The 12,381-nt window shown below is 61.5% G+C and carries 15 protein-coding genes; 7 read left to right on the forward strand and 8 right to left on the reverse strand.

All coding sequences use genetic code 11. The features are described 5' to 3' along the window. Positions 1-26: 26 nt before the first annotated feature. The 3 genes from accC to aroQ are packed head-to-tail and all read right to left on the reverse strand — an operon-like array spanning position 27 to position 2,282. Positions 27-1,370, reverse strand: a complete 1,344-nt coding sequence (gene accC / locus MGMSRV2_RS02735; RefSeq protein ID WP_024078792.1) for an acetyl-CoA carboxylase biotin carboxylase subunit — start codon at positions 1,368-1,370, stop codon at positions 27-29. Between the two features lie 8 nt (positions 1,371-1,378). Then, a complete protein-coding gene (locus tag MGMSRV2_RS02740) occupies positions 1,379-1,828 on the reverse strand; it encodes an acetyl-CoA carboxylase biotin carboxyl carrier protein (protein ID WP_024078793.1) in 450 nt (149 codons plus the stop codon). Between the two features lie 7 nt (positions 1,829-1,835). Next, positions 1,836-2,282: a type II 3-dehydroquinate dehydratase gene (aroQ, locus tag MGMSRV2_RS02745; RefSeq protein WP_024078794.1), complete on the reverse strand. Its 447-nt coding sequence runs from the start codon at positions 2,280-2,282 to the stop codon at positions 1,836-1,838. Positions 2,283-2,437: 155 nt separating this feature from the next. Between aroQ and MGMSRV2_RS02750 the strand changes: the two genes are divergently transcribed. The 3 genes from MGMSRV2_RS02750 to MGMSRV2_RS02760 all read left to right on the forward strand — a co-directional run bounded on the left by MGMSRV2_RS02750 (position 2,438) and on the right by MGMSRV2_RS02760 (position 5,943). After that, positions 2,438-3,172 carry a DUF748 domain-containing protein gene (locus MGMSRV2_RS02750; RefSeq protein WP_024078795.1) on the forward strand — a complete coding sequence of 245 codons (735 nt, stop codon included), beginning with the start codon at positions 2,438-2,440 and terminating at the stop codon, positions 3,170-3,172. A gap of 105 nt (positions 3,173-3,277) precedes the next feature. Continuing rightward, complete coding sequence (thiS, locus tag MGMSRV2_RS02755; RefSeq protein WP_024078796.1) at positions 3,278-4,261, forward strand: sulfur carrier protein ThiS; 984 nt, start codon at positions 3,278-3,280, stop codon at positions 4,259-4,261. Between the two features lie 551 nt (positions 4,262-4,812). Beyond that, positions 4,813-5,943, forward strand: coding sequence for a type III PLP-dependent enzyme (locus MGMSRV2_RS02760; RefSeq protein WP_024078797.1), 1,131 nt, complete (start codon positions 4,813-4,815; stop codon positions 5,941-5,943). Positions 5,944-6,235: 292 nt separating this feature from the next. Here the strand turns inward: MGMSRV2_RS02760 and MGMSRV2_RS02765 are convergent, their stop codons facing one another. Further along, positions 6,236-6,493 carry a hypothetical protein gene (locus tag MGMSRV2_RS02765; RefSeq protein WP_024078798.1) on the reverse strand — a complete coding sequence of 86 codons (258 nt, stop codon included), beginning with the start codon at positions 6,491-6,493 and terminating at the stop codon, positions 6,236-6,238. A 202-nt stretch (positions 6,494-6,695) separates the two neighbouring features. Here MGMSRV2_RS02765 and MGMSRV2_RS02770 point away from each other — a divergent pair, with 202 nt between their 5' ends. Both MGMSRV2_RS02770 and MGMSRV2_RS02775 read left to right on the forward strand, forming a co-directional pair. Beyond that, the gene (locus MGMSRV2_RS02770; protein WP_024078799.1) at positions 6,696-6,944 is read left to right on the forward strand and encodes a hypothetical protein; all 249 of its coding nucleotides are present in this window, start codon (positions 6,696-6,698) and stop codon (positions 6,942-6,944) included. A gap of 10 nt (positions 6,945-6,954) precedes the next feature. Beyond that, complete coding sequence (locus MGMSRV2_RS02775) at positions 6,955-7,365, forward strand: hypothetical protein (RefSeq protein WP_024078800.1); 411 nt, start codon at positions 6,955-6,957, stop codon at positions 7,363-7,365. A gap of 243 nt (positions 7,366-7,608) precedes the next feature. Here the strand turns inward: MGMSRV2_RS02775 and MGMSRV2_RS02780 are convergent, their stop codons facing one another. Genes MGMSRV2_RS02780 through coxB form a run of 4 tightly spaced genes read right to left on the reverse strand, consistent with a single transcriptional unit; the run spans position 7,609 to position 11,333 of the window. Continuing rightward, a complete protein-coding gene (locus tag MGMSRV2_RS02780) occupies positions 7,609-8,403 on the reverse strand; it encodes a cytochrome c oxidase subunit 3 (RefSeq protein ID WP_024078801.1) in 795 nt (264 codons plus the stop codon). Then, on the reverse strand, positions 8,400-8,942 hold the full coding sequence (locus tag MGMSRV2_RS02785) for a cytochrome c oxidase assembly protein (protein ID WP_024078802.1): 543 nt from the start codon (positions 8,940-8,942) through the stop codon (positions 8,400-8,402). Before MGMSRV2_RS02785 ends, MGMSRV2_RS02780 begins: the two co-directional genes overlap by 4 nt. Positions 8,943-8,946: 4 nt before the next feature. After that, positions 8,947-10,527, reverse strand: a complete 1,581-nt coding sequence (gene ctaD, locus MGMSRV2_RS02790; RefSeq protein WP_024078803.1) for a cytochrome c oxidase subunit I — start codon at positions 10,525-10,527, stop codon at positions 8,947-8,949. Then, positions 10,524-11,333 carry a cytochrome c oxidase subunit II gene (gene coxB / locus MGMSRV2_RS02795; protein ID WP_024078804.1) on the reverse strand — a complete coding sequence of 270 codons (810 nt, stop codon included), beginning with the start codon at positions 11,331-11,333 and terminating at the stop codon, positions 10,524-10,526. The genes ctaD and coxB overlap by 4 nt, the downstream gene beginning before the upstream one ends. 232 nt (positions 11,334-11,565) lie before the next feature. On the opposite strand from coxB, the gene MGMSRV2_RS02800 reads away from it, so the two are divergent. Both MGMSRV2_RS02800 and MGMSRV2_RS02805 read left to right on the forward strand, forming a co-directional pair. Further along, positions 11,566-11,928, forward strand: a complete 363-nt coding sequence (locus tag MGMSRV2_RS02800; RefSeq protein WP_024078805.1) for a rhodanese-like domain-containing protein — start codon at positions 11,566-11,568, stop codon at positions 11,926-11,928. Positions 11,929-12,123: 195 nt separating this feature from the next. Continuing rightward, entirely contained in the window at positions 12,124-12,381 is a 258-nt protein-coding gene (locus MGMSRV2_RS02805; protein ID WP_052588837.1) for a c-type cytochrome, read from the forward strand.

Genomic DNA, 12,381 nt, shown 5'->3' on the forward strand with positions numbered 1-12,381 from the left:
CGGGCGGCGCTAAGTAATTGATTTAATCAGTTATGTCGGTCGACAAACTTTTCCAGCCAGTGGATATCGTAATCGCCGTTGACGAAATCCTGGTCCTGCACCAGACGGTTATGCAGGGGCAGGGTGGTCTTGATGCCGTCGATGACGTACTCGCCCAAGGCCCGGCGCAGGCGCATCAGCGCCTCGTTGCGGGAATTGCCCGAGACGATCAGCTTGGCGATCATGCTGTCGTAATGGGGCGGGATACGGTAATTGGCATAAAGGCCGGAATCGACGCGCACGCCCAAGCCGCCGGGGGCGTGATAGCCGGTGATGCGACCGGGCGAGGGCACGAAGGTCTGCGGGTCTTCGGCGTTGACGCGGCATTCGAAGGCATGGCCCTGGAAGCGGACGTCTTCCTGGGTGTAGCCCAGGGGGGCGCCGGCGGCGATGCGCAATTGCTCGCGCACCAGATCGATGCCGGTGATGGCCTCGGTGATCGGGTGCTCGACCTGCAGGCGGGTGTTCATTTCGATGAAATAGAACTCGCCGTCCTCGAACAAAAATTCCAAGGTGCCGGCATTGCGGTAACCCAGCTTCTGCACCGCCTTGCGGGCGATGTCGCCGATACGGGCGCGCTGTTCGTCATTGAGCGCCGGCGACGGTGCTTCTTCCAGCACCTTCTGATGGCGACGCTGCAACGAACAATCGCGTTCACCCAAATGCACCACCGCGCCGTAATTGTCGGCCAGAATCTGCATTTCGATATGACGCGGCTTGCCCAGGTACTTTTCCAGGTAGACGTCGGCATTGCCGAACGCCGCCTTGGCCTCGTTCCTGGCCATCTTATAGGCTTCAGACAGTTCGTCGGCCGAACGGGCCACCTTCATGCCCTTGCCGCCGCCGCCGGCGGTGGCCTTGATCAGCACCGGATAGCCGATCTTGGCGGCGCATTCGAGCGCGTCGTCGACCGTTTCCAAGGCGCCTTCAGAGCCGGGCACGCAGGGCAGACCGGCTGCCGCCGCCGCCTGCTTGGCGGTGATCTTGTCACCCATCATGCGGATATGGTCGGCGGTGGGGCCGATGAAGACGAAGCCGTGTTCCTCGACCATCTGGGCGAAATCGGCGTTTTCCGACAAGAAACCGTAGCCGGGGTGGATGGCATCGGCGCCGGTGATGGTCGCCGCCGACAGGATCGCCGCCTTGTTCAGGTACGAATCCTTGGCCGAGGGCGGGCCGATGCACACGGCCTCGTCGGCCAGGCGCACATGCATGGCGTCGTTGTCGGCGGTGGAATGGACAGCGACCGTGCGAATGCCCATTTCCCGGCAGGCGCGATGGATGCGCAGTGCGATTTCGCCGCGATTGGCGATCAGTACCTTTTCGAACATCAAGGCATTTACTCGATAATGACCAGAGGTTCGCCGAATTCCACCGGTTGGTTGTCGGTGACCAGGATACGGGTCACCTTGCCACCACGGTGGGCGCGGATGGGATTGAAGGTCTTCATGGCCTCGATCAGCATCAAGGTCTGGCCTTCCGACACGGTGGAACCGACGTCGATGAACTTGGCGGCGCCGGGCTCCGGCGACAGATAGGCGACGCCGACCATGGGCGAGGTCACCGCGCCGGGATGGCCGACGCCATCATCGGCGGCAGCCGGTGCCGCCACCGGGGCGGCAGCGGGAGCGGTGGTCGGGACGGCGTGGTGCACGGCCATGGGCAAGCCCTGGCGGGCGACGCGGATACGGACGGAACCGGTATCGTATTCGATCTCGGTCAGATTGGTCTGGTCCAACAGTTCGGCCAGCGAACGGACCAGATCGGCATCGAAGGATTTGGTGGCCATTGGGCTGTCAACTTCCCCTGATCAGACGGGCGAGCGCGTCGAGCGCAAGAATGTATCCGTGGCTGCCAAAGCCGCAGATCATCCCCTTCGCCGCCTTGGAAACGAAGGAGTGGTGGCGGAATTCTTCCCGCCGGTGAATGTGCGACATATGCACCTCGACCGTCGGAACCTGGACCGCCAAAAGCGCGTCCAAAATCGCCACCGAGGTGTGGGTATAGGCGCCGGCATTGATGATGATGCCGACACAGCGCTGGCGGGCGCTTTGAATCCAGTCCACGAGGTCGCCTTCGTGGTTGGATTGATGAAACTCGATCTCCAGCCCCAGGGACGCGGCATGCGTCCGTGCCGACGCTTCGACGCAGGCCAGGGTTTCATGGCCGTACAGTTCCGGCTGGCGTGTTCCCAGCAGGTTCAGGTTCGGGCCGTTGACGATCAGGATAATCGGCTTCGTCATTTCGTCCTTATAGCACGCGCAACAGACGGCGCAACCCGAACCTGTCGGCCACGAAATATTGTTAGCAGCCGGATGCCATAGTTTACCGGTGCGGACCTGTGGGGCACACTGAACGGACGCAACTTTCATGAAATCCAAGCGGGGAGGGGATGCTTATGCGCAAGATCATTCTGATCGTGGTCGCCGTATTGGTGGTGGCCATCGGCGCCGGTGTGGCGTTTCTGTCGTCCAACCTGGACAGCATCGTCAAGAAGGTGATCGAGACGGCGGGGACCGAGGTGGCCGGGGTCAAGGTCAGCGTCGGCGACGTCAAGATTTCCCTGTCCGAGGGCAAGGCCACCATCGCCGGTCTGACCGTCGCCAATCCGCCGGGCTTTTCCGCTCCGCACGCCTTCAAGCTCGGCGCCATTGCCGTGGCCCTGGACACCGGTTCGCTGACCGCCAATCCCATCGTCATCAAGGATATCTCGGTGGCGGCGCCGGAAGTGACCTATGAAATGGGCGCCGGCGGCGGCAGTAATATCGACGCCATCCAGAAGAACGTAGCGGCCAAGACCGCCGGCAGCGGCGATAAGGCGACGGCGGAGAAGGGCGGCGAAAAGAAGCTGGTCATCGATCGTCTGGTCATCAGCAAGGGCACCGTCAATCTGGCCACCGCCATTCCCGGTGTCAAAAGCAGTGCCACCTTGGCCGATATCGTGCTGACCGGCATCGGTCGCAAATCGGGCGGCGCCAGTGCCGGCGAAGTGGCCAAGCAAGTGATGGATGCCCTGACCAAGTCGGCGCTGAAGGCCGGCCAGTCCATGGGCATCGGCTCCATCGGCGATGCGGTCAAGGGCGCGGTGCCCGGCGATGCCGGCGGCGCGCTGAAGGGTGTGTTCGGTAAATAACGGGTTTGCCCGTGCCGTGGCGGGCGCCCCACGGGCATAAGGTTGCAACGCTGCCCGGCACTGACCATACTGCGACCCTCTTGTTTCCATGATGGGACCGGTCGCATGAAAGTCATGATCAACGGCGAAGAGCGCGCCTTGGCGGCGGCGCAAAGCGTCGAGGCGGTTTTGTTGGGTTTGGGCATCGATCCGCGCAAGGTGGCGGTCGAACGCAATCTTGAGATCGTGCCCAAATCCACCTACGCCCAGGTCATGGTCGGCGATGGCGACCGGCTGGAAATCGTTCATTTCATCGGCGGAGGATCGGCGGACGTGGTCAGCGACGATTATTTCGAGGTGGCCGGGCGCAAGTTCCGTTCGCGCCTGCTGGTGGGCACCGGCAAATACAAGGATTTCGACGAAACCGCCAAGGCCATCGCCGAATCGGGGGCGGAAATCGTCACCGTCGCCGTGCGCCGGGTCAATCTGTCCGATCCCAGCCAGCCCATGCTGGTGGATTACGTCAGCCCGAAGCAATACACCTATCTGCCCAACACCGCCGGCTGTTTCACCGCCGACGACGCCGTGCGCACGCTGCGCCTGGCGCGCGAGGCCGGCGGCTGGGATCTGGTCAAGCTGGAAGTCCTGGGTGACCAGAAGACGCTCTATCCCAATATGCCGGAAACCCTGAAGGCGGCCGAGGCGCTGATCAAGGACGGCTTCAAGGTCATGGTTTATTGTTCCGACGACCCCATCCAGGCCAAGATGCTGGAGGACATGGGGTGCGTCGCCATCATGCCGTTGGGGTCGCTGATCGGCTCGGGCCTGGGCATCATCAATCCCATCAATATCCGCTTGATCAAGGAAAGCGCCAAGGTGCCGGTCCTGGTCGATGCCGGCGTCGGCACCGCGTCGGACGCCGCGGTGGCCATGGAGCTGGGCTGCGACGGCGTGCTGATGAATACCGCCATCGCCGCCGCCAAGGACCCCATCGGCATGGCCAAGGCCATGCGGTTGGCGGTGGAGGCCGGTCGCCTGGCCTATCTGTCGGGCCGCATGCCCAAGAAGATGTATGCCGACCCCAGCTCGCCCCTGGCCGGGCTGATCTGAAAGGGGCGGGACGGGACACTGCCAATGGTGTTGCCGTCCCCCTTTTGGCCACAATACGTTCCGTCGCCCGGTTGTGCTTGGCCGTCCATAAGTTATTGATTTTATTGAGCCAACTTGAGCATTAGGAAAATATTTTTTCCCAAGGGTTATTTTTCACTTTTCGTCGCCGAAAAACGCTGTATATAGCCACTTCAGGTGAGACGTACAGCGCACGTGCCTCTGGCCCTACGGGGTTTAAGCAACGACGTCCAAGGCGTCTTCTGGGTGCAAGCGGGTTAACTCCCCGGTGCTTGGAGGATCAAGCTATGAACGTAGTGGCTCGGCAGACGCTGTCAGAGTTTTCCTATTCCAGCTTCGTGAACGGGTTACCCGCTCTGCAGGCCTTCGACCTGCTGTGGTGCGACGTCCGAAGTACCTCCCGGCGGATCTAACGGCTTCCCGAACAGCCGTCGTTTTCGGACTGACGACCCTGCCTGATGGCGGGGTTTCGGGGCCGCTTTCCTGACATTCGGGCTCGACGCCCAAATCAATACATCTGGGGAGGACTCGCGATGACCGCGAAGATCGCTCGTTTTCTGGAGGAAGTCCGTCCTGCGACGCCGTGTGTGGTCGTCGATCTGGACGTCGTGCGAGACAATTACATGGGCCTGCGCCACTGGCTGCCCTTGGCTCAGGTGTATTATGCCGTCAAGGCCAACCCGGCGCCGGAAATCATCCGCATGCTGGTGGGCCTGGGCTCCAGCTTCGACGTCGCCTCGCGCGGTGAAGTCGATCTGTGCCTGGAAAACGGTGCCCGCGCCGACAACATCTCGTTTGGCAACACCATTAAGAAGCAGTCGGACATCGCCTACGCCTATTCCAAGGGTGTGCGTCTGTACGCTTTCGACTCGGAAGCGGAACTGGAAAAGCTGGCCGAATCGGCCCCCGGTTCGCGCGTGTTCTGCCGCATCCTGATGACTTGCGATGGGGCCGAATGGCCGCTGTCGCGCAAGTTCGGCTGCGAGATCGAGATGGCCAAGGATCTGCTGGTCAAGGCGCGTGAACTGGGCATGGACCCTTACGGCGTGTCCTTCCACGTGGGCAGCCAGCAGACCGACCTCAATCAGTGGGACATCGCTGTCGGCAAGGCCGCCATGCTGTTCACCGCCCTGAACGAAGCCGGCATCGACCTGAAGATGATGAATTTGGGCGGCGGCTTCCCGGCCAAGTACCGCACCGACATCCCGGCGGTGGAACGCTATGCCGACGCCGTCATGCACGCCATGACCAACCATTTCGGCAATGCCCTGCCGGCCATGATCATCGAGCCGGGCCGGTCGCTGGTCGGCGATGCCGGCGTGTTGGAAGCGGAAGTGGTGCTGATCTCCAAGAAGTCCTATGACGAGGACGTGCGCTGGGTCTATCTGGACATCGGAAAGTTCGGCGGCTTGGCCGAAACCATGGACGAGGCCATCAAGTACCGCATTCAGACCCCCCGTGACGGCGAGGAAACCGCCCCCGTCGTGCTGGCCGGTCCGACCTGCGATTCCGCCGACATCCTGTACGAGAAGGCCGGTTACGAAATGCCGGTGACCCTGAAGGTGGGTGACAAGGTGCGCATCCTGTCGACCGGCGCCTACACCACCTCGTATTCGGCGGTGAACTTCAATGGCTTTGCCCCCTTGAAGGCCTATTTCATCTGATCCTATTGATCAGGACAAACAATCGGGGCGCGGCCGCAAGGGTCGCGCCCTGTTTGTTTTGCGTCACGGTCAGCACGTGCGGACAAAACCAGGCGCAACGCGGATGGACGCGGATTGGCACGGATGAACCCGGATAAAGATAAAATCCGCGTCTATCCGTGCAGCCGCGAAGCGGCATCCGCGTTTATCCGTGTTGCGGCTGGATTTCTCCGTCCCCCCGGTCTGTCGAGCAGACGGCACAAAAAAGGGCGCCAGCCCACAGGCCGCGCCCCGTTTGTCGCCGATACGACGATCACTCGTGTGGGTGGTCGTGGCAGAATTCCTCCAGCCCGTGTTGCCAGCCCTCTTCGGTTTCCAGGTGATGGTCATGGGCCAGCTTGACCTCGGCCTCCAGGGCGGCCTCGACCGTGGCGCAGCCATCGGGTTGGTCAAGCACGGTTTCCGCCCATTCGGCGGCGACGACGGTGGGCACATGCTTGAAGCAGGCGACGGCGTCCAATTGTTCGGGGGTCAGGCCGCTGAAAGCGACGCAATCGGTGAGGGACAACATGGCCGATCTCCGTGACTGTGGAATGGCATCTGTCACTGTCTTATTCAACGCTGACGATCCTAGCATAAAGCCGTGCATAATTTCGAGATGTCCCTAGTTCTTGTAATAAAATTCGCACCGCACCATAAATGTTGCGACGCAATATGCTGCCGATTGACCAAGGTCACTTGATTCGGCGGCCTCCTGGGGGCAAGCTTCAGCCATGTTCATGAAATTCCTTTTGACCGTCGCGGTGGTCGTACTGATCTGGTTCGGCTTCCGCTTTGCCCAGCGTCTGGCCATGCAAAGGCAAGCGCCGCGCGAGCCTGCGGATCAGGCGGCCAAACCCAAGCCGCGCTTTACCCCGGATGCCGACGGCGAATCTGTGCGTGATCTGGTCAAGTGCCCGATCTGCAACACATGGCGTGCGCCCAATCTGGGCACGTGCGGGCGCAAGGAATGTCCCCATTGAAGGTGTGTCGATGAACAAGCTCATGGTCTTGTTGACGGTGTTGAGCCTGACCGGCTGCGCTTTGCCGCCACCGGATCAGCCGGCCCATCCCAGCCGCATGGGGCGGTTTTTGGGGCTGGTGTCGCAATGCGGCTGTTCGGATATCGGTCCCGACCGCATGCTGGCCGAATACGGCAAGGCGGTGGCCGGGCGCTATGGCGAGGCCGACATCAAATCCATGCGTGGCTACGTGGATCTGGGCCTGTCGGAGAAATTCGACAACCAGCTGGAAATATGTGCCGAGGCGTGCGGTCAGTCGTGCATGGTCAATGCCGTCGCCGAAGCCATGGGCGGGCGCCCCATCGCTGGCGCCGGCACCTGTCTGGTATCGGAACGCGACCTGCACCTGACGGTGGGGCGGACCGGCGGCGACTGGGATTAACGCATTGACCGTGAAAAAGTCCCTCGGCTTTGCCTCGGTGTACTTTTCCCCGATTTGAATAGGGAAAACCCGTGCTCAAGCAAGCTTTCCGCGCGGGTTTAAATCTCTTCCCCGCCAGGAGACAGGCAAAGCCTGTCTCCTGGAAAACAGAAACGGGAAAAATAGGCGCAGGGCCGCCCCAAGCCTATTTTTCTCCAATTTTATCAACGGGGAAAAGTACACTGAGCGAAGCGAAGGACTTTTTCACGAATTTCCCCACCAATAGACCCAGACGAACAGAAACAGCCAGACCACATCGACGAAGTGCCAGTACCAGGCGGCGGCCTCGAAGCCCACATGCTGGCCGGGGGTGAAGTGGCCCGTTTGGGCGCGCAAGGTGCAGACGATCAGGAAGCACACGCCGACCAGCACATGGAAGCCGTGGAAGCCGGTGGCCATGTAGAACACCGACGGGTAGACACCTTCGGTGAATTTGAAGGTGGCTTCGCCGTATTCGACCATTTGCAGGCTGAGGAACAATATCCCCAGCGCCACCGTGACCGCCAGACCCAGCACCGATTGCCGCTGATGGCCCTTGCTGACGCCATGATGGGCCCAGGTCAGCGTCGCCCCCGAACTCAGCAGGATCAGGGTGTTGATGAAGGGCAGGCTCCAGGTGTGCAGGGGCTCGATGCCGGCGGGCGGCCACTGGCTGACCGACGGGTTGACCCCCAGGGCGCCGTTGAAGAAGGCCCAGAAGAAGCCTGCGAAGAACATCACCTCCGAGGCGATGAACAGCGCCATGCCCAGGCGCAGGCCATGGCGGACGGCGGGGGTGTGGGCATGGTCGCGCCGGGCTTCGCGCACCACGTCGCGCCACCACAAAAACGCGGTGACGGCGACGATGGCCAGACCGGCCAGCATCCAGCCCTTTTGCCCGCGATCGTGGAACCACTGCACCGCCCCCAGGGCCATGATGAAGGCGCCGATGGAGGCGGTCAGCGGCCAGGGGCTGGGATTGAGCAGATGAAAGGGATGATCGGAATGGCTGTCGCTCATGACCGGTCCCGCCTGTGGCTGATGGGGAAGAAGGTATAGGACAGGGTGATGGTGGTGATTTCCGCCGTGCTTTCGTCATCGGCCAGGGCCGGATCGACGAAGAAGCTGACCGGCATGTCCACGCTTTGCCCCGGCTCCAGCCGTTGTTCGGTGAAGCAGAAGCATTGCACCTTGTTGAAATAGCGTCCGGCCTTGGCCGGGGTGACGTTGAAGGTGGCGGTGCCGATCACCGGCTGGTCCGACAGATTGGTGGCGCTGTAGATGGCCAGGGTCTGCTCGCCCAGATGGGTGCTGATCTGCCGCTGTTCGGGGGTGAAGCGCCAGGGCATGCCCTTGGCCAGCGAGGCGTCGAAACGGACGATGATAGGCCGCCCGTTCACGCCTTCCGGGGCGGCGGCGACACGGGTGGTGCCGCCATAGCCGGTGACCCGGCAGAACAGGTCGTAAAGCGGCACGCTGGCCGCCACCAGCCCGATCATGAAAACCACCGCCGCAAGTGAGGCGGCGACGGTCACTCTCTGGCGGCGGCGGGACGACATGGTCTTACTCCGCCGCGTGGGTGATGTGGGGGATCTTGTCGAAGGAGTGCAAAGGCGGCGGCGAAGTGACCGTCCATTCCAAGGTGGTGGCGCCCACCCCCCAGGGATTGGCGGCGACCTTGCCGCCCGCGGCAAAGGTGCGCCAGCAGATGAAGACGAACAGGATGGCGGCGGCGAAGGCGATATAGGCGCCAATGGAACTGACCACGTTCCAGCCCCAGAAGGCGTCGGGATAATCGGGGATGCGCCGGGGCATGCCGGCCAATCCCAGGAAATGTTGGGGGAAGAAGGTCAGGTTGACGCCGATGAAGGTCATCCAGAAATGCACGCGCCCCAGGCCTTCCGGGTATTGCCGTCCGCTCATCTTGCCGATCCAGTAATAGAAGCCGGCGAACATGGCGAAGACCGCGCCCAAGGACAGCACGTAATGGAAATGGGCGACGACGTAATAGGTGTCGTGCAGTGCGATATCGACGCCGGAATTGGCCAGCACCACCCCGGTGACCCCACCCATGGTGAACAGGAAGACGAAGCCGGTGGCCCACAGCATGGGCGTCTTGAACTCGATGGAGCCGCCCCACATGGTGGCGATCCAACTGAACACCTTGATGCCGGTGGGCACGGCGATGACCAGGGTGGCGGCGGTGAAATAGGCGCGGGTGTTGACGTTGAGGCCGACGGTGAACATGTGGTGGGCCCAGACGACGAAACCGACCAAGCCGATGGCGACCATGGCATAGGCCATGCCCATATAGCCGAATACCGGCTTTTTCGAGAAGGTGGCGATGATGTGGCTGATGATGCCGAAGGCCGGCAGGATCATGATGTAGACTTCTGGATGGCCGAAGAACCAGAACAGATGCTGATACAGCACCGGATCGCCGCCATTGGCCGGATTGAAGAAACCGGTGCCGAAATTGCGGTCGGTCAGCACCATGGTCAGGGCGCCGGCCAGGACCGGTACCGCCAGCAGCAGCAAGATGGCGGTGACCAGCATGGCCCAGACGAACAAAGGCATGCGGTGCATGTTCATGCCCGGCGCCCGCATGTTGAGGATGGTGGTGATGAAGTTGATGGCGCCCAGGATCGATGAAATGCCGGCCAGATGCAGGGCCAAGATGGCGAAATCGACGGAAGGATCGGGGTGGCCGGTGACCGACAACGGCGGATATAACGTCCAGCCGGTGCCGGCCCCAGCCCCCGATACCGCCGACATCACCAAAAGGGCGAAGGCCGGCGGCAGTAGCCAGAACGAAATGTTGTTCATGCGGGGAAACGCCATGTCCGGCGCCCCGATCATCAAGGGCACGAACCAGTTGCCGAACCCACCGATCAGCGCCGGCATGACGACGAAGAACACCATGATGACGCCGTGCGCGGTCAGGATGACGTTGTAGAAATGATAATCGCCGTCCAAAAACTGAATGCCGGGATTTTGCAGCTCCATGCGGATGAACACGCTCATGGCGCCACCGATCAGGCCGGTGAGGATGGAAAAGGCCAGATAAAGCGTGCCGATATCCTTGTGATTAGTGGAAAACAGCCAGCGTTGCAGGCCGGTGGGAGCGGGGGGATGGGCGCTCATGACTTGCCTCCGACGGTGCTGGGTTGCGGCTTGGCGGCAAGCCTGACGCGGGTTTCCTCGGTCCAGGCCAGGAACTGATCTTTCGCCACCGCCCGGATCATGATCGGCATGAAGCCGTGGTTGACCCCGCACAATTCCGAACATTGGCCGTAATAGGTGCCGGGGCGGTCGATGCGCACCCAGGTTTCATTCAGCCGTCCGGGCACGGTGTCGGTCTTCACCCCCAGGGACGGTACCGCCCACGAATGGATGACGTCGTCGGCGGTCAGCAGCACGCGGATGGGCACGCCCACCGGCAGCACCACTTCCTTGTCGGTGGTCAACAGCCGCAACTGGCCGGGCTTCAATTCGTCGTCCGACACCATGAAGGCGTCAAATTGCAGATTGTGGTCGGTGTAATCGTAGGACCAGTACCATTGATGGCCGGTGATCTTCAGGGTCATCTCCGCCTCGTTGGTGCGGTCCATGAAGTAAAGCAGCCGAAACGACGGCAGGGCCACCACCAGCAGGATCAGGGCGGGGATGGCGGTCCAGGCGATCTCCACCAGCGTGTTATGGGAAAACTGCCGGGGCACCGGGTTGCGGTTGGCGTTGTAGCGCCAGATGCACCAGCCCAGCAATCCGGTGACCAGGGCCATGATGGCGAAGATCACCGTGTTCAGCATGAACGACAGGGTGCCGATATGCTCCATGGTCGGGGATGCGGCGGGCTGGAAGCCCATGGCCCACGGAATGGGCTGATCCGCCAAGACAAGGCCCGGCACGGTGATGCCGGCCACGAATGTCGCCAATGCCATAGGTCTCATGCGGGCGCCTCCCTGTGGCTTCGCCTGAATACCGTTTGCCGGATGTTTCTTGCTGTTATTGCGAATTAATAGAAACAGTGGGCATTGCTGGACCGTCCGCCAAGGGGGATGGCCGCATTTTTTTCCATTGATGCAGGGTGCGTGTGCGAAGGGCAGCCTTGCAAAGGCTTGCCGGGATTATAATATGAGGCAGGTCTAAAGAATGATCCGCTATTTTGATAGGAAAAAAATCATGATGACTCGTTTGTTCGGGGCGGTTTTTGGCGGTGCTCAGGCCGGCAATGTGAAGATGGTGAGCCCCGCGGACGTGCGCCAGTGGATCGATGCCGGCCAAGCGGTGGTCATCGATGTGCGCGAGGTCAACGAACATGCCGCCGAGCGTATCAAGGGCGCCATCAACCTGCCGCTGTCCACCTTTGAAGTCAGCCAATTGCCGGCCATTCCCGAGGGGGGAAAGCTGGTTTTCCATTGCCGGTCCGGCCAGCGTTGCGGCATGGCCGCCGCCAAGGCGGTGGGGGCCGGCTACAGTGGTGAAATCAACCGTATGGAAGGCGGCATCATGGCTTGGCGCGGCATGGGCTATCCGGTCGAATAGAATTGGAATAGTTTCCGCATCCCTGAATTTGCAAGGATTTCTGCCGCATTGCAGCAGGTTGAAAGGGTTGTCAACCCCCGTCGCTGCTGGTAGTTTTCCCTAATATAACCGTAAATAATGAAAATTCAGGGAGGAGATGACGTCATGAGGGGATTCCTCACCACGCCCGTACTATGTCTTGCGTTCGGACTGGCCATGGCGCCGGTTGCCGCCGGGGCCGCCGATGCGGTTGCCGTGATGGCCGATGCCTGCGCCGGCTGCCATGGTACCGACGGCCACAGCGTCGGCGGCATGCCGGCTTTTTCCGGCAAAAAAGCGGATGAGCTGAAGAAGGTTCTGCACGACTACAAGTCGGGCAGCCGCGAGGCGACGGTCATGGACCGTATCGCCAAGGCCTATAGCGTCGAGCAATTGGACGCCATCGCCGACTATTACGCCAGCCGCAAGAAATAA

Origin of the sequence: Magnetospirillum gryphiswaldense MSR-1 v2 (genome assembly GCF_000513295.1) — a bacterium.
GTDB lineage: Bacteria > Pseudomonadota > Alphaproteobacteria > Rhodospirillales > Magnetospirillaceae > Magnetospirillum > Magnetospirillum gryphiswaldense.